The following is a 16,023-nucleotide window of genomic DNA, read 5'->3' on the forward strand; positions in this document are numbered from 1 at the left end:
CCACTTGCGCGCGCAGCGTCTTCCTAAAACCGATCGATAGGCAAGCGGACGTCAGGTGGCAAGTTAATTGGTCAATTGATTATTATCGCGGCCCGTCTTAGGATACGACGCTGCCCGCTTCCAAACGACAGCCCGTAGCAGCCGAGCATTCCAACTTGATGGAGAAGAGCATGCACCTTGAACCCCTGCTGCGCATGCGCGTCGATCTGGGCAACCGCTATCCGATCGGACCGATACCAAAGGGTCGCCGCAACGTGTGGCAGCTGGGCGGCGGCACCGTCGAAGGCCCACGTATCAAGGGCACGGTCGCGCCTGTCGGAGGCGAGTTCGAGTTGATCGACCAGGAGGGCGTCTTTCACATCGACGTTCGGCTCGTCATCGTCACCCACGACATGGCGAACATCTTCGTCCAATATTTCGGGGTCGCCAACACGACGCCGCAGGCTGCGGCCAAATACAAGGCCGGCGAGACGGTCGATTTCGGCGAGACCTATTTTGCGACGCAGCCCCGCTTCGAAACCAGCCACGCGCGCTATTCCTGGCTGAACCATGTGATGGCGGTCGCCGAGGGTCGGGGGGACGGGAGGGCCGTCGAATATCTCATGTACCAATGCGTCCCCGATCAGTCGATTGGTCTGGCGCGCGCGGACAGCGTGTTCAAATTCGACGGCTAGCTCCTTCTACCGGGCGCCCGCTCCGATCTGCTTGTCGACGAAGGCGCGAAGCTTGGCGCCATAGGGCGGCCTGAAAAGCTTCATCGGCCCCAGATCCCTGCCGAGCTGAGTGTGGATCGCCTTGCGATGGCTGAATTCGCGAAAGCCGTCGATCCCGTGATAGGCACCCATACCCGAAGGCCCGATGCCGCCGAAAGGCAGATTTTCCTGCGCGCAATGCATGATCACGTCATTGACGCACACACCGCCCGAGGTCGTGGCATCGATGATGCGATCGCGTTCGCCCGCTTCCGATCCAAAATAGTAAAGCGCAAGCGGCCGGTCGTGCGCATTGATCTCCGCCACAACCTCCTCGGCGCTGTCATATGCAACGACCGGCAGAAGCGGCCCGAATATCTCGTCCTGCATCACCGCCATGTCGCGGGTCGCATCGAGAATGAGTGTCGGAGGTATCCGGCGATGCTCCTGCTGTTCGAACGTCTCGCCAGCGGGGTTGATCTCGACGATCGTGGCACCCTTCTCACGCGCGTCCGCGACATAGCCGCGCACGCGCTCGAAGTGCCTGTCCGATATCATGGCCGTGTAGTCAGGATTATCCTTGAGGGAGCCGAACATCGCCTCGGTCGCCTGCCGTGCCTCGGTGACAAAGCTGTCGCGTAGCCCACGAGGCACGAATATATGATCAGGCGCCAGGCATATTTGACCGGCGTTCAGGGTTTTTCCGGCCATGATCCGCGCTGCGGCGACGGGCATGTCCACGCTCGCACCGAGGATCACAGGGCTCTTCCCGCCAAGCTCGAGCGTCAGGGGCACGAGATTCTCCGCGGCAGCGCGCATCACATGCTTTGCGACCGAGCCGGCGCCGGTGAATATCAGGTGATCGAAGGGCAACGCCGCGAAGGCGGCCCCCACATCGGCACCGCCTGTCACGACCGCGACCTCGTCAGGCGCGAAATATTCGGCGATCGATTGCTGGAGCAGATCCGACGTTCGCGGCGTGAATTCCGACGGCTTGATCAGCGCCCGGTTCCCGGCAGCCAGAACGCCGGCAAGCGGAGAGAAGACGAGACCCACCGGAAAGTTCCACGGCGCGATGATGCCGATCACGCCTTTGGGCTGGAACCGGATTTCCGACCGGGCGCCGAAGAGGCCGAGCAACCTCGGTTCGACCGGCCGTCGTTCGCTGCGCATCCATTTGCGCAGATTGGCCCGACAGTCGCGCAGCGCGCCAAGCGGACTCATGATGTCGGTGATAGCCGATGCGTGGCGCGACCGGTTGCCGAAATCGGCATTGATTGCCTCTTCGAACCGCGCGGAATAGTCGCGAAGCAAGGCAGCACAGCGATCGAGCCGGTCAATTCGCAAATCCGCGCTCGCCTGACCGTCCGCAATATGGGCCTTGCGCTGACGCTGTAGCAACTGCTCGAGAGCAGCGCTATCGGTGGCCATCGTGTCAGCGCGTAAGCTCTTGGTCATTTTTGGTACCTTCCATAGCTTCTGAAACGGGAAGCTGACGCTTCCCCCCTGTTCACGCAGCGGCGACTACCCTGCCGATTTCACGCAGATGATAGTCCGTGTTGCCGAACAGACCGTCGATCGTGAGAATATGTTTGAGATAATGACCGACCGGAAGCTCGTCGGTCATGCCGATGCCGCCGTGGATCTGTACGGCCCCCTGCGCGATCTCGCGCCCCAGCCTGCCAACCTGCGCCTTCAATACCGAAATATCCCGGCTCGTTGCCCGTCCGCTGTCGGCCAGCGCCGCGATATAGAGAAGCGACGCTCGCGCCTTGACATAGGCAATCTTCATATCGGCGAGCCGGTGCGCGATCGCTTGAAAGCTTCCGATCGGCCGACCGAATTGCTCGCGCGTGCCCGCGAAGTCTGCGGTGGTTGCCATCAGGACGGCCATGGCCCCGACGGCTTCGGCGGCGAGTGCGAGCCGGGCATCCGCGAGCAAGGCCTCCAGCTCCGCATCGGCGCCCGCCATGATGGCAGCCCTGTCGACCGCGACGTCATGGAGCAGGATATCCGCAACGGGCCTGCCATCGAGCGCGCGATATCGCCGCACTTCGATGCCTTCGGCATCGGCGGGCACTGCGGCCAGGCAGACCGCCTTCGTCTCCGAGAGCGCCGAGATGAGCAGCACCCCTGCTTCTCCGCCTCCAAGAACGAGTTTTTTGCTACCCCGGATGCGCGGACCGGCCTCACCTTCATAGAGTTTGGTCGACAGCGTCGAAGAGGCGCCGGTGCCGCTACCTTCCTCATGGGCGAAGGCGCCGCGCAAAGCTCCGGTGCCAATATCGGCAATCCATTGCGGCACCGGTCCCGCGGGATCGAAGCGAGCGAGCGCCCGGCCCGTGAGGATCACCGAGGGAAGCAAAGGCTCGATGACCAGATGGCGACCGAAGAGCTCCGATATCGCCACAATGTCGGAGGCCGAACCGCCCAGTCCCCCGCAGGCTTCGGGAAGCGGCATCGCGACAATCCCCATATCGACGAGTTCGCTCCAGATTCCGGTTTCCGCCTGACCAGCCATGATGCGTCGGCGCAATTCAAAGGCGTAACGCTGATCGAGCAGCCGGGAGAGGCTGTCGCGGAGCATGACCTGCTCATCGGAGAATTCGAAATTCATGGCCTCTGCCTCAGGCGCGAAGGGTCTGGAGATTGCGGGAGATGAGGTCCCGCTGGACCTCGTTGCTGCCGGCATAGATGGAAGCGGCCCGGGTATTCAGATAATAGGGCATCGCCACGAGGCTGAAGGGATCGCCCAGGGGTTGAACGCCGGACCCGACCTCAAGGGCTTCCAATTGCAACGGCAGCGCGTCGATCCCGGCAACACGCGTCATCATGATCGACAGCAGCTGCGAGAGTTCCGAACTCATCACCTTGTTGAGCGACGGCATCGCGGGATCGTCGGCGAGGGCGTGGCCGCTTAGCACCAGCTTCTCGACATGCTCGAAGGACGCGACTTCGGCTTCGAGTTCCCCAAGGTCGCGCTGGAATACCGGATCCTCGCTGAGGGGTCCGCCAAAGGACGCCGTTGCATCCCTCGCCGCGGCCCGGATCGCATCGAGTTTGCGCCTGATCGCCGGGCTATGCGCAGCGCCGCCCCGCTCATGCTTGAGCAGCGCCTTGGCGACGCTCCAGCCTTCATTCTCGGCGCCCACGCGGCCCGCCTGGGGGACGCGGACGTTATCGAAAAATACTTCGCATTGCTCGGCCACACCATCGAGGCCGATGATGGGACGGATGTGCATGCCGGGATAGTCGGTCCGGTCGAGGAGGAGAAAGGTAATGCCCTGCTGCTTCTTGCCGTCCCGGTTCGTGCGCACGAGCATGAACATCTTGTTGGCCTTGTGGGCGAGGGTCGTCCATGTCTTCTGGCCGTTGATGATATAATCGTCACCGTCGGCCAGGGCCGAGCATGACAGGGCGGCAAGATCAGAACCGGCACTCGGTTCGGAATAGCCCTGGGTCCAGTAATCCTTGCCCGAAAGGATCCCGGGGAGATGCTGGCGCTTTTGTTCGGGCGTGCCAAGCTCCATGAGCAGGGGGCCGACCATGATCAGGCCGTTGGGCAGGAGCGGCGGCAGATCGCGCTTCCAATGCTCCTCGGAGAAAATATAGCGTTGCTCAAGCGACCAACCGGTCCCGCCATATTCGACGGGCCAGGCCGGGGCGGCCCAGCCGCGCGCATATAGAAGGCGGTGCCATTCCATTGTCGCCTCGAACGGCGCGAAAACGCTTGTGGTCTTCCGCCCCGCCTCGCGGATCGCGTCGGTGGGTGCCGTATCGAGAAACGCGCAGACTTCCTCGCGAAACGCTTCGAGCGATGGATCGAAATCGACGTTCATGACGTGAGCGCTCCAGGCATCATCGCCGCCAGCCGCTTCGCGATGATCGACTCGGCCTCGCCCATGATCCGGTCGATGAGTTCGTGACACGTCGGGATATCATGGATGAGACCCTGAACCATGCCAGCCGTCCATATCCCATGATCGGGATCGCCGCGGTCCAGCCCTTCCTTCCCGCGCGCGCCCTTGACGAGATGCGCGATCGCTTCGAAGGGCTTTCCTTCCCGTTCGGCCGCAATGACTTCGGCTGAAACGCTGTTCTTTGCGACGCGCGCGGTGTTGCGATAGCTGCGGAAGATCAGGTCGGTCCCCCTCTCGTCGTTATCGACCATGGCGCGCTTGATATCGTCGTGGATGGGGGCTTCCTTGGTCGCACAGAAGCGCGTCCCCATGTTGATACCGTCAGCGCCGAGCGCCAAGGCTGCCACCAGCCCGCGCCCATCGCCGAATCCGCCCGATGCGAGCATAGGAACCTTGATCTTGTCGGCAGCGGCGGGAATCAGGATAAGCCCGGGAATATCATCCTCGCCCGGATGCCCGGCGCATTCGAAGCCATCGATCGAAATGGCATCGACGCCCATGCGTTCGGCGGAGAGGGCGTGCCGGACAGCCGTGCACTTATGGAGCACGATGATGCCATGCGCCTTGAAATCGTCGACATGCTCTTGTGGCTTGTAGCCTGCGGTTTCGACGATCCTGGTGCCGCTGTCGATGATCGCCTTGCGATAGTCGGCATAGGGCGGGGGATTAATCGACGGCAGGATCGTCAAATTGACGCCGAATGGCTTGTCGGTAAGCTCCCGGCATCTCTCGATCTCGGCGCGCAGCGCATCGGGAGACGGCTGGGTGAGCGCGGTGATGATTCCGAGGCCACCGGCATTGGAAACCGCCGCAGCCATCTCTGCGGTTCCCACCCACATCATGCCGCCCTGGACGATCGGATGCTCGATCCCGAGCAAGTCGGTTATGCGTGTTCTGATTCCCATTCCCGTATCCGTCCTGCGAATATGCTGTCGTCTCTCTGCCACGCCGCCGCGCGTCGACCCGCCGATCAACTCTGAGTGAAGCGGATCGGAAGGCGTTTCGGCCCGCTGACCAGCGTCGCCTGGGTCCAGGCCGGTTCGCCGGCGATTTCGAGCGATTCGATCCGGGGCAGAAGTTCCTCGAACAGGGTCTTCATCTCGAGGCGCGCGAGATGCTGGCCGACACATAGATGGGGCCCGTAACCGAATGCGATCTGCTTGTTTGCCGGGCGGTCGAGCCGGAACTCGAACGGATCGTCGAACACCGCCTCGTCACGGTTTGCCGACATATAGGACAGCATGACCCAGTCCCCGGCCTTATACTGGTGGCCATTCACCTCATGATCCCGGGCAACGGCGCGCATGAAATGCTTCACCGGCGTGACCCAGCGAATCGCCTCATCGACGAGAGCCGGGATCAGGTCGGGATTGGCCTTCACCTCGGCGAGCAAGGCGGGCCGCTCCGCGAGGGCCCAGATCGCACCGGCCGTCGAGGCGGAGGTGGTGTCGTGCCCGGCGGTCGCGACCAGGATGTAAAAGTCGTTGGCAGCGCGCTCGTCGATCGGCTTGCCGTCGATCATGGCGTTCGCGATGATGGTCGCTAGATCGTCGCGCGGCTCGGCGCGGCGGCTCGCCGTGATATTGGAGAAATAGGCGTGGAAGTCCGCCACGACGGCCCCGAACACCTTTATGGCGGTATCCGGATCCGCCATGGCATCGGCTTTTCGACTGAGTTCCGGATCGCGGGCGCCGAAAAGTTGCTGGGTCAGCATCAGCATGCGCTGTTCGTCCTCTTCGGGAACGCCAAGGATGCTCATGATGACGTGCAACGGATAATGCAGGGCCACATCGGCGACAAAGTCGCATTCGCCGCCGAGCCCCATCATCCGATCGACATGCGCGCGCGCGATCTCGCGAATGTCGTCCGTGAGCTTCTTGACATTGCCTGGCATGAACCAGGATTGGACCAGCGATCGATAGGCACGATGCTCTGCTCCGTCCATGTTGACCATGTTACGGGTGAGGTGCGGACAGCCGGTCGCATTCTCCACCGCCTTGAGCATCGGACTTCCGATGAGAACCGTCGAAAGATCGCCGTTGCGGAAAATGTCGGGCTGGCGCTCTATGTCCATGATGTCGCCATGTCGGCTCACGAGCCAGAAGGGATCGACACCGGCGGTATCGACAAGCGAAACGGGCTGGTGGCCACGAAGCCAGGCAAGGTCGGCGTGCAGGGTCGCGGGGTCGCCGAACGACGCCGGGTTCACAAGCCGGGCCGCCATTTCGGCTGGCGCGGCCAGGTCTTGGGTTTCATTGCTCATCGTCACTCACTCCCGATCGACCAGCGCTCCAGATGGCGCGGTCATGCTTTGCGTTTTGAAAAGGCCGCGATACGTTCGCCCATGTCGGGTCCGACGCCTGCGCTGTTGCGGACTTCGTGTGCGAGGCCGAGATGCAGCGGGACATTGTCCGTTTCAGCGAGCAGTCGCTTATAGGCGGCAATGCTGAAAGCCGAATTTTCAGCGATCATCGACGCGATCGCATCGACCCGCTCCAGAAACTCAGTATCCTCGAAGCAGGACGCCGCCAGTCCGATCTCCGCCGCCTCCCGGCCATCGATCGTGCGTGCGGTGAACATCATCTCGCGCGCCTTGGCCTGGCCCACCAGACGGGGCAGCCGCTGGCTCATTCCCCACACAGGCGTGAGCGCCCATTTGGCGTGCGTGTCCGCGAACCGCGCGCTCCGGGCGGCGAGAATGAAATCACTGGCCAGCGCCAACTCGAGCGCGCCGGTGTAACAATGACCGTGCACCGCCGCGATAACCGCCTGGGGCAGATTCGCGAGACGCTCGAGCACCGAAGATTGAAAAGAGACATCATGCGCTGCATCGCCAGACGCGATGTCCTGCAGATCATGCCCCGCAGAAAAACATTTTCCCGCGCCACGCACGATGACGCTGCGAACAGTTTCGGCCTCGCCCGCGAGCCGCGCGACATGATCTTCAAGCCGCCGAAACATGTCGTTGTTGATCGCGTTGAGCCGGTCCTCACGGTTGAGGATGATATGTGCGGTTGGCCCGTCGACCCGCAACTCTACCGACAATCCCGATGCCATGGCGTCCTCTCCGCGAGCGATTCGACAATTAATTAATTGCTCGATTATTAGATACACAAATGCGTTCGCCCGATCAACTGCATAGCTCTGCGGTCAATGCGAACGGTTTTGCCGGCGAAGCGCCGCAAGCAGAGGCGCGCATTTTTTGCCGTGTCGCCCCCCCTTTCCGCGTGCGGTCAGCAGGGGCGCGCCGGACTCAGATCCAGCCAGTTGCGTCTTCAGGGCTCGAGGATGATCTTCAGGGTTCCCGCCTCCCGGCGGTCGAACATCGCATAGGCTTCGGCGCCGTCTCGCAGCGGCAGCCGATTGGAGACATAGGTTTCCGGCTTGAGACGCCCCGCCTGGACAAGTGGAAAAAGGGTCGGCAATTCTTCGGGGACCGAGCAGGTCCCGACCCGGAATGTGAGCCCTGCCGCGAACGCGCGTTCGAGCGGAAAGGCGAAACGGCGCGATTGCTGCACACCGATTACCGAGACGGTGCCGCGCGCCCTTACCAAGCGTAATGCCATATCGACCGTCGCGTCGCTCCCGACCACCTCGACGACGGAATCGAGTTTACGTCCTTTCGTCGCCTCCCGGATCACGGCGACGGCTTCGTCAGGGTGCAGAGCGACGGCGCCCGCCGCTGCCGCCAGCGCGCGCCTTTCTGGAACGGGATCGATGGCATATACGATATGGGCGCCCAGCACGAAGGCGGAGTCGACCGTCATGAGGCCGATCGGCCCCAAACCAATTACGGCGACGCTGCTCCCCGGGGCGATATCGGCGCTGCGCGCACCGAACCAGGCGGTCGAAAGGGCGTCTGTCATCAGCAGCGCCTGCTCTTCCGATATCCCTTCCGGGATCAGCACCGCATTGGCGTCCGCGCTGGGGACGCGAACGGCCTCGGCCTGCGAACCTTGAAGCGCGGCGGACAACCCGTAGCAGGCCGCTGCGCCATTCTCGCACCCGATCACATTGCCCGACAGGCAGGGTCGGCAGGCGCCGCAGCCCGCTGCTGCGGGGATCATGACCCGGTCACCGACGCGGAGCCGCGAGACGGCGCGTCCGGTTTCGACCACTTCGCCGACCGCTTCGTGACCGACACAAAAGCCCCGATCCTCGGAAAATCCGTGACCATGATAAATGTGTAGGTCGCTTCCGCAGATCGAGCAGGCGGTGACCCGAACGATGGCGTCGCCCGCCTCGACCGGCATCGGATCGGCCATGCTTTCGTAGCGGATATCCCCTGCCCCGTGATAAAGCAGCGCCTTCATGCCGGCCTCCTACTTCGCCATCGCCGAATATTCGGCGATCTTCTGCTTCCCGAGCTGCGACATGTGCACCTCGTCGGGACCGTCCGCGATGCGCAGATAGCGATTGAGGGTGAAGAAGTAGGCGATCGGGGTGTCGTCGCTTACGCCCATTCCGCCATGAACCTGGATGGCCCGATCCGCGACGGTTTGCGCCATTTGCGGAGCGATCACCTTGATGGCCGCGATCAGATCCTTGGCAACCTTGTTGCCATAGCGGTCCATGGCGTCGGCAGCCTTGAGCGTGAGCAGGCGCGACATCTCGATTTCACAGAAGCTGCGTGCGACGTCCTGGCGGATGCTACTTTGATCGGCGAGCTTCTTTCCAAAAGCGACGCGGCTGTTCGCGCGGCGCGCCATGATCTCGAGCGCGCGCTGCGCCTGGCCGATCGAACGCATGCAGTGGTGAATACGTCCCGGCCCGAGACGCCCTTGCGCGATCTCGAACCCCCGCCCCTCACCAAGAATGAGATTTTCCTTCGGTACGCGTACATTGTCGAAGCGCAGTTCGCACTCGCCGCCCGGCGAGTTCATCGATCCGAAGACGGTCTGGTTGCGCACGACCGTGATCCCTGCCGTATCTCGCGGCACGAGGATCTGCGAATGTTGGGCATGGCGGGGAGCATCGAAGTCGGTCTTTCCCATCACGATGAAGATCGCGCAATCGGGGTGCATCGCATTCGAAATCCACCACTTCCGGCCGTTGATGACATAGTCGTCGCCGTCGGGCTTGATGGACAGCTCAAGATTGGTGGCATCGGATGAGGCGACCTGCGGCTCGGTCATCACATAGGCCGAGCGAATCTCCCCGTCGAGCAGGGGCTGAAGCCACTGCTGCTGCTGATCGGGGGTCCCGAATTTCGCGAGCACTTCCATATTGCCCGTGTCGGGCGCGGAGCAATTGAACACCTGGCTCGACCACGGCGATCGGCCCATCACCTCGGCAAGTGGAGCATATTCAAGATTGCTGAGCCCGGGCGAGAAGCGGCCATATTCGTGTGGGAGGAAGAGGTTCCACAAGCCCTGAGCACGCGCCTCGGCCTTGAGGGCGGGCATTCCAGGCCACTCCTGCCACAGATTCCTCTGGTCGTGGATGAAGTGGTAATACTCTTCCTCATTGGGGTAGATATGCGCATCCATGAACGTTTCGACCCTCTGCAGGAGGTCACGGACCTTTTCGCTATGTTCGAACTGCATGTGTATCTCCTGTCAGAATGGCAAATCAGAGCGTCAGGCCACCATCGACGACCAGCGTGTGGCCGGTGACGTAGGAAGCGAGCGGGGATGCGAGGAATATGGCGGCACCCGCCATATCGGCGGGCGTCCCCATGCGTCGCTGCGCGATCGTGGCGAGCGCGCCGTCGAGACGAGCGGAATTCTGGGTCGTGATCCGTGTCAATTTGGTATCGACGAGCCCCGGAGCGAGACCATTCACCCGAATCCCGTCACCGGCAAAAGCCTGGCCCAGCGTTTTGGTCAGACTGATCGCGGCCGCTTTGGACGCGGCATAAGCCGGGTTTCCGATATTGCCGCGCAAGCCGGACGTCGAGCTCACGATAATAATCGACCCGCCGGACGCCGAAAGCAGTGGCCGGAACTTGCGCGCGCAATGCATCAGGCTGTCGATATTGACCGCCATGACACGATCCCACCCTTCGCGCTCGAACTCCTGGCGCCGATATAATACGGTTCCCTGCGACAAAATGAGGGAGTCCAGCGTGTCGAAGGGAATCTCCGCCGTCTCGATAGCCTCGGGCGTCCCGACATCGACGCAATGATAGCCCAGTCCTTCAAGGTCGGACCCTTCATCGGCGCTGTAGTCGGACGCAGAGGCGCGCGTCCCCCAGATATGAACATTGGCGCCGCGGGCGCGAAACCCTTGGGCTATGCCGTTGCCGATCCCGCTCGATCCGCCGACGACGAGAATATTGCGTCCGCTAAAATCGGTATCGTCGATCATCATCTTTCCTTTTCAACGAATGATGCTGAGGGCGCGCTCGAACAGAGCGAGCGTGTGCGCGTGAAGCCGTTCGCCGGTTTCTCGCGGCGCCTTTCCGGCACAGGCCCGCGCAAAGCTCCCTTCCAGAATGATGCCCAACTTGTAGCAGGCGAGCACGATGTACCAGTCGAGAGCCGCGAGATCCCGGCCGCTTGACGCTGCGTAATGCGCCGCGAGGTCGGCAGGAGATGCAAGATCGGTGAGCTGATTTGCCATGGCGTCCGTGGCGAAGGATGAGCCATCGGTCGGCCATGTCGCGATCAGCCAGCCGAGGTCGAGCAGGGGGTCGCCAATCGTGCTCAATTCCCAATCAACGAGGGCTGCGAGTTCCCCGCTGTCCGGCCGGATCATCACATTTGCAAGATGCGCATCTCCGTGGATGATCCCCGGTTGAAATGAGCTTGGGCGATGGCGATCGAGCCAGGCCGCCACCGCGTCCACCCCCGGGATGGCGCCAGGCCCCGGCCACCCGGCTAGATCGGCATAGCTTTCAAGCTGGCGGCGCCAACGCCCCACCTGGCGTTCCAGGAAATTCTCGGGCTTTCCAAAATCCGCGAGGCCGACCGCCCGATAATCGAGCGCGCCGAGTGCGGCGATCGCCCCGACCACGGCGAGGCCCATGCGGCGGCGCAGCAGCGGCTCGCGAGCGTGCAAGGCGGGGAGCCCGGACATCGGGTTGAAGCCATCGACCGGCTGCATGAGATAGAAAGCAGCGCCAAGGATCGTCTCGTCGCTAGATCCGGCGATGAAGCCAGGGTGAGGAACATCGCTACCGCGCAGTGCCTCGAGGACGCGCATTTCGCGGCGCATCGTCTCATTGGATCCCGCGCGCAGGACCGGCGGCGGCCGGCGGAGAACAAATTCGGACGGCCCGCGATGGAAGCGGAGGAGAATATTCTGGGTTCCGCCAGCCAGAAGCCGGACGCCGGAAATCGAGCCACTTCCAAGGCTCCGGGCTTCCATCCAGCGATCAAGCGAAACAAGATCGACACCCTCCACCGCGCCCTCCGATATTTAATTAATTGCTTGTATAATCGCATTTGACGGCCGCGCATGTCAATGCCAATCCGGAGGCGCGAATGGCGGCGAAGCACGGAAGCGCGCGCGCAATTTGCGCGACGCCGTCGATTGGCTCGATGGCGCTTCTCAGTTTTCGATCATGGAGGTGATGGTGAATTCGATCGAATTGGAGGGCCGCGTTGCGATCGTGACGGGCGCGGGAAGCGGGATAGGCCTTGCCGTGGCAAAGCAATTGCTTGCCGCCGGCGCCGAGGTACTTGCGACCGATATCGATGCCTCTCGCCTTGAGTGGTGCGATGGCACCAAGGGAACGCACGCCTGCCGGCATGACGTGACAAGCGAAGCCGATTGGGAGACGGCGATCGGCTTCGCCGAAAAGCTCGGCCGGCTCGACATTCTCGTGAACAACGCCGGCATCATGCTCGACACGCCTTTTGCGACCGCTCCTCTCGACGATCTGAGAAGGCAATATCGGATCAATGTCGAGGGTCCGTTCATGGGGATGCAGATGGCACTGCCGCTTTTGTCGATGCGTCGTCAGGCGGACGGCACGTCAACCGCCGCCATCGTCAATATCTCATCAATCTATGGGACGGTGGCAGGGGACCGTTATGCCGCTTATAGCGCGAGCAAGGGCGCAATCCGTATGTTGAGCAAGGCTGTCGCGGTCGAACTGGCCGAGCGTGCCGTAAGAGTGAATACAGTGTTGCCGGGTCCGACGGCAACCAGGCTCGGCGCCCATCACGAGAGACCTACCGCCGCGAACGGCGAACCAGCGTCGGTGGAGCGGGTTGTTGCCGCATGGAACAGCAAGATTCCCGTGGGCCGGATGGGCAATGTCGATGACATCGCGCCGTTGGTCGCGTTCTTGGCAAGCGACGGCGCACGCTACATCACGGGTTCCGAGTTCATCGTCGATGGTGGCTACACCGCGGTTTGAGCATCCCGTCGGCGCATCGGCCTGCCCCTTTCGCGCAAAGGGAGGGTCGAAACGCCATCAAGACAGTCCAGACCGGCCATGACATCATTTCCCATTATATTTGACTCAATGGTGGATCGCATAATATAGATACTTGCATCATTTTTGTCGAATTTGAGAACCAAATGCCGACCATAATGTCGAGCAACACAGAGAGATGGGAGAATGGGATGCCTAAGTTTGACACGCTCATCAAAGGTGGCACGATCGTCGATGGCACGGGCTCGCCGCGGTTCGTGGGCGATATCGGAATCAAAGACGGGATCATAACGGACATTGGCGCCGGGATCAGCGGCGACGCGAGCGATGTCATCGACGGCACCGGGAAGATCGTCGCGCCGGGGGTGATCGACGCCCATACGCATTATGACGCTCAACTGCACTGGGATCCCTATGCCACAAACTCTGGCTGGCATGGCACCACGACAATCGGCGTGGGAAATTGCGGTTTTGGCTTTGCCCCCTGCCATCCGCAGGACCGGGAGCGCTACATGCAGATGATGGAGACCACCGAACAGGTTCCCGTAAATGCGATGCGGACAGCGCTCGGCTGGGACTGGGTCAGCTTCCCCGAATGGATCGAGCATCTCAAGCGGGTGCCCAAGGGGGTCAACGTCGCCAGCTATGTTCCCCTCAATCCGCTCCTAATCTATGTGATGGGCCTCGAAGCAGCGAAAAGCCGTCCGGCAACTGCGGAAGAGCGGGAGCGCATGAAGCAGGAACTGCACGCCGCCATGGACGCGGGCGCAATCGGCTTCGGCTTTTCCTACCAGGGCGAGCATAACACCCACATCGACTGTGACGGCACCCCGATGCCGAGCGACACGATGAGCCGCGAGGACATTCTGGCGCTCGCGGAAGTGCTTCGCGAGCGCGGCGAAGGCTCGATCCAGGCCCTCGTCGATACCCCGGGTGCGCGCTTCGGTGAGATCGCGCTAGAGGTTGCACGGGTGTCGGGCCGGCCCGTCCTCCACAATGTCGTCATCGTCAACGACTTTCTGCCCACTTATCATGAGGAAGTCCTCGCTCTGGTCGACAAGGCGCGGGAAGAGGGGCTGGAAATCTTCACCCAGACCCTGACCACGCGCGGCTGGAACGAATTCAAACCGATGGACTGGGATATCTGGAACATCATCCCCGAGTTCCGCGAATTCACCTTCGCGGGCGATCGCGCGGCAAAAGTCGCAAAAGCGGCGGACGAGGATTATCGCACGCGCTTGCGCAACGTGTACAGGCCTGAACTGCTCGCACCGGCCGGCGGACCGCTCGAGCATTATGTCCTGAACGACGCTTGCGGCGTCGCCCCATGGAACCAGTATGAAGGCAAGTCGGTCGGCGAAATCGCGGCCGCCGTTGGCAATCGGCCCACGATCGACGTGTTTATGGATATCGTGGTCGATACCAATGCCGACAGCGATTTCCTCGTGGCCGAAGGCATGAGCTTTGACGACGAGAAAGTCGCACAGGTTCTCAAACATCCGTTCACCATTCCGGGAACCTCGGACGGCGGAGCGCATGTGAAATTCTGGGCTGGCGGTCAATATTCGACGGACGCGATCATCTGGATGGTTCGCGAGACCGGGTTGATGACGCTTGAGGAAATGCACTACAAGCTCAGCGCGGTTCCGGCAGAAGTGCTCGGACTCCACAACCGGGGCACGCTGGCAGCGGGGCAAGCGGCCGATCTTTTCATCTACGACTATGAGGCGCTCGACTATCCGCGGCTCAAATATGAGATCGCCCATGATCTTCCCGATGGCGACTGGCGGCGCGTCTGCAAGCCCCAGGGCATCGAGCGGGTGATGGTGAATGGCGAGACGACCTTCGTCAATGGCACCGAGTGCACTGGTGCGACACCGGGCCGACTGGTCGGGTCGGGCGGTGCCGACATGGATGAGCAGCTGATGCATCCAATGGCGATCGCCGCAGAATGATAGTGAATCTCCGGAAGGGGGCGCAGGCCGTCCCCTTCCACAGGGTCGCTAGTGCGGAGCCCGTGAGCCCGAGTCCCGGCACCTCGGCCGGGTGGGGTCAGCGTTTTCTGGAGACCAGGGCGATATCGAGATTGTGCTTGGCGACCGAGACGATCTCGACCGTTTCTACCCGGTGTACGCCGGATCGCCGCCGTAAATGCATGTGAATAATATCTGCCACGGCCTGACGACTTTGCGCCGCCACGAGCAGAACGATATTGAAGCGTCCTGTCATCAAGGCAGCAAAACTCACTTCGTCGAAACTGGCCATCGCCTCGACCACGTCGCGCGCCGTTTCGGGAGATGTCTGAACCCGCACCAGAACAGCGGTGGTCATTCCCAACGCGGCTGAATCAGCCACCGCCGTGATCTTCGCAGCGCCCGAATCGGACAGCTTCTTCAGGCGTTTACGGACCGCAGTGTCCGAGATACCCAACAGGCGCGCCGCTTCGCGGTTACTGATGCGCGCATCTTCGGCGAGGAGGCCAATGATACGCTGGTCCAGATCATCGAGGCGCATCATTCGGATCCCAGCTTGCCAAAGCGGGGATCCAGTTTCACGATCTCCAGCGCCGTATTGACCTCGTAGGAGGCGATGCCTTCGATCTTCGCAATCTGCTCGTCGACGATCCGCTGGAGCGCAGCGCCATCGGGCGCATTTATATTGGCGAAGATGTCCGGGCTGCTCATCGCCACCGAAACACTGGTGCATGCATCGAGCTTGGCGAGGTCTTCAGCGACATTTTCGGGCGTGCGGCCTTCAACATTGAGATCGACCAAAGCGAACACCGAATAACCCAGAGCGTGCATATCGCGCTGCATCATGACGCGCAGGATATTGGCATCTTCGAGCGCCCGGATCCGGTTCGCCACAGTAGGTTCGGAAACGCCGAGTGTTTCCCCGATGTCCTTGTTCGTTCTGCTCGGATTTTCCTGAAGCGCGGCAATGATCGCCCGATTGAGATCGTCGAGGATGTCGCTGCTCATGGATATCGCCCGTTTCCAGTTAGCCCGCTCCGGCGGATGCCGGCCACGTCTCCGTATCGGTTGTCAGCGCAGCACGCCAGCCCGGAAGTTTGCTCGCAATTCCC

15 protein-coding genes are annotated in these 16,023 nt (G+C 61.9%); 3 read left to right on the forward strand and 12 right to left on the reverse strand.

Going from position 1 to position 16,023, the window contains the following annotated elements; genetic code table 11:
• Positions 1–170 precede the first annotated feature (170 nt).
• On the forward strand, positions 171–674 hold the full coding sequence (locus CVO77_RS08445; RefSeq protein ID WP_054586689.1) for a DUF3237 domain-containing protein: 504 nt from the start codon (positions 171–173) through the stop codon (positions 672–674).
• 6 nt (positions 675–680) lie between these two features.
• Here the strand turns inward: CVO77_RS08445 and CVO77_RS08450 are convergent, their stop codons facing one another.
• The 10 genes from CVO77_RS08450 to CVO77_RS08495 all read right to left on the reverse strand — a co-directional run bounded on the left by CVO77_RS08450 (position 681) and on the right by CVO77_RS08495 (position 11,959).
• Positions 681–2,150, reverse strand: coding sequence for a coniferyl aldehyde dehydrogenase (locus CVO77_RS08450; protein ID WP_054586688.1), 1,470 nt, complete (start codon positions 2,148–2,150; stop codon positions 681–683).
• A 52-nt stretch (positions 2,151–2,202) separates the two neighbouring features.
• A complete protein-coding gene (locus tag CVO77_RS08455; RefSeq protein WP_158258025.1) occupies positions 2,203–3,309 on the reverse strand; it encodes an acyl-CoA dehydrogenase family protein in 1,107 nt (368 codons plus the stop codon).
• A gap of 10 nt (positions 3,310–3,319) precedes the next feature.
• Entirely contained in the window at positions 3,320–4,531 is a 1,212-nt protein-coding gene (locus CVO77_RS08460) for an acyl-CoA dehydrogenase family protein (protein ID WP_105998668.1), read from the reverse strand.
• On the reverse strand, positions 4,528–5,517 hold the full coding sequence (locus CVO77_RS08465; RefSeq protein ID WP_105998669.1) for an NAD(P)H-dependent flavin oxidoreductase: 990 nt from the start codon (positions 5,515–5,517) through the stop codon (positions 4,528–4,530). The genes CVO77_RS08460 and CVO77_RS08465 overlap by 4 nt, the downstream gene beginning before the upstream one ends.
• Positions 5,518–5,582: 65 nt before the next feature.
• Positions 5,583–6,875 (reverse strand): cytochrome P450, encoded by a 1,293-nt coding sequence (locus tag CVO77_RS08470; RefSeq protein ID WP_054586684.1) that lies wholly within the window; start codon positions 6,873–6,875, stop codon positions 5,583–5,585.
• Between the two features lie 41 nt (positions 6,876–6,916).
• A complete protein-coding gene (locus CVO77_RS08475) occupies positions 6,917–7,726 on the reverse strand; it encodes an enoyl-CoA hydratase/isomerase family protein (protein ID WP_234715710.1) in 810 nt (269 codons plus the stop codon).
• Between the two features lie 161 nt (positions 7,727–7,887).
• Positions 7,888–8,865 (reverse strand): alcohol dehydrogenase catalytic domain-containing protein, encoded by a 978-nt coding sequence (locus tag CVO77_RS08480; protein WP_242446149.1) that lies wholly within the window; start codon positions 8,863–8,865, stop codon positions 7,888–7,890.
• A 69-nt stretch (positions 8,866–8,934) separates the two neighbouring features.
• The gene (locus tag CVO77_RS08485; RefSeq protein WP_088473821.1) at positions 8,935–10,158 is read right to left on the reverse strand and encodes an acyl-CoA dehydrogenase family protein; all 1,224 of its coding nucleotides are present in this window, start codon (positions 10,156–10,158) and stop codon (positions 8,935–8,937) included.
• A gap of 25 nt (positions 10,159–10,183) precedes the next feature.
• The gene (locus CVO77_RS08490; RefSeq protein WP_054590045.1) at positions 10,184–10,921 is read right to left on the reverse strand and encodes an SDR family NAD(P)-dependent oxidoreductase; all 738 of its coding nucleotides are present in this window, start codon (positions 10,919–10,921) and stop codon (positions 10,184–10,186) included.
• A 12-nt stretch (positions 10,922–10,933) separates the two neighbouring features.
• On the reverse strand, positions 10,934–11,959 hold the full coding sequence (locus CVO77_RS08495; RefSeq protein ID WP_242446150.1) for a phosphotransferase family protein: 1,026 nt from the start codon (positions 11,957–11,959) through the stop codon (positions 10,934–10,936).
• 112 nt (positions 11,960–12,071) lie between these two features.
• Here CVO77_RS08495 and CVO77_RS08500 point away from each other — a divergent pair, with 112 nt between their 5' ends.
• Both CVO77_RS08500 and CVO77_RS08505 read left to right on the forward strand, forming a co-directional pair.
• A complete protein-coding gene (locus CVO77_RS08500; RefSeq protein WP_197709676.1) occupies positions 12,072–12,920 on the forward strand; it encodes an SDR family NAD(P)-dependent oxidoreductase in 849 nt (282 codons plus the stop codon).
• Between the two features lie 209 nt (positions 12,921–13,129).
• Complete coding sequence (locus tag CVO77_RS08505) at positions 13,130–14,893, forward strand: N-acyl-D-amino-acid deacylase family protein (RefSeq protein WP_054586679.1); 1,764 nt, start codon at positions 13,130–13,132, stop codon at positions 14,891–14,893.
• Positions 14,894–14,990: 97 nt separating this feature from the next.
• On the opposite strand, the gene CVO77_RS08510 is transcribed toward CVO77_RS08505, so the two are convergent.
• Both CVO77_RS08510 and CVO77_RS08515 read right to left on the reverse strand, forming a co-directional pair.
• Positions 14,991–15,455, reverse strand: a complete 465-nt coding sequence (locus CVO77_RS08510; RefSeq protein WP_054586678.1) for an Lrp/AsnC family transcriptional regulator — start codon at positions 15,453–15,455, stop codon at positions 14,991–14,993.
• Entirely contained in the window at positions 15,452–15,919 is a 468-nt protein-coding gene (locus CVO77_RS08515) for an Lrp/AsnC family transcriptional regulator (protein ID WP_088473820.1), read from the reverse strand. Before CVO77_RS08515 ends, CVO77_RS08510 begins: the two co-directional genes overlap by 4 nt.
• Positions 15,920–16,023: the final 104 nt, after the last annotated feature.

Source organism: Sphingopyxis lindanitolerans (assembly GCF_002993885.1).
GTDB classification, from domain to species: domain Bacteria; phylum Pseudomonadota; class Alphaproteobacteria; order Sphingomonadales; family Sphingomonadaceae; genus Sphingopyxis; species Sphingopyxis lindanitolerans.

Coding starts and splice junctions, on each gene's coding strand:
- CVO77_RS08465 (WP_105998669.1), bottom strand. CDS start 5,517: ATGGGAATCAGAACACGCATAACCGACTTGCTCGGGATCGAGCATCCG.
- CVO77_RS08450 (WP_054586688.1), bottom strand. CDS start 2,150: ATGACCAAGAGCTTACGCGCTGACACGATGGCCACCGATAGCGCTGCT.
- CVO77_RS08480 (WP_242446149.1), bottom strand. CDS start 8,865: ATGCCGGTCGAGGCGGGCGACGCCATCGTTCGGGTCACCGCCTGCTCG.
- CVO77_RS08445 (WP_054586689.1), top strand. CDS start 171: ATGCACCTTGAACCCCTGCTGCGCATGCGCGTCGATCTGGGCAACCGC.
- CVO77_RS08490 (WP_054590045.1), bottom strand. CDS start 10,921: ATGATCGACGATACCGATTTTAGCGGACGCAATATTCTCGTCGTCGGC.
- CVO77_RS08510 (WP_054586678.1), bottom strand. CDS start 15,455: ATGATGCGCCTCGATGATCTGGACCAGCGTATCATTGGCCTCCTCGCC.
- CVO77_RS08455 (WP_158258025.1), bottom strand. CDS start 3,309: ATGAATTTCGAATTCTCCGATGAGCAGGTCATGCTCCGCGACAGCCTC.
- CVO77_RS08515 (WP_088473820.1), bottom strand. CDS start 15,919: ATGAGCAGCGACATCCTCGACGATCTCAATCGGGCGATCATTGCCGCG.
- CVO77_RS08460 (WP_105998668.1), bottom strand. CDS start 4,531: ATGAACGTCGATTTCGATCCATCGCTCGAAGCGTTTCGCGAGGAAGTC.
- CVO77_RS08485 (WP_088473821.1), bottom strand. CDS start 10,158: ATGCAGTTCGAACATAGCGAAAAGGTCCGTGACCTCCTGCAGAGGGTC.
- CVO77_RS08505 (WP_054586679.1), top strand. CDS start 13,130: ATGCCTAAGTTTGACACGCTCATCAAAGGTGGCACGATCGTCGATGGC.
- CVO77_RS08470 (WP_054586684.1), bottom strand. CDS start 6,875: ATGAGCAATGAAACCCAAGACCTGGCCGCGCCAGCCGAAATGGCGGCC.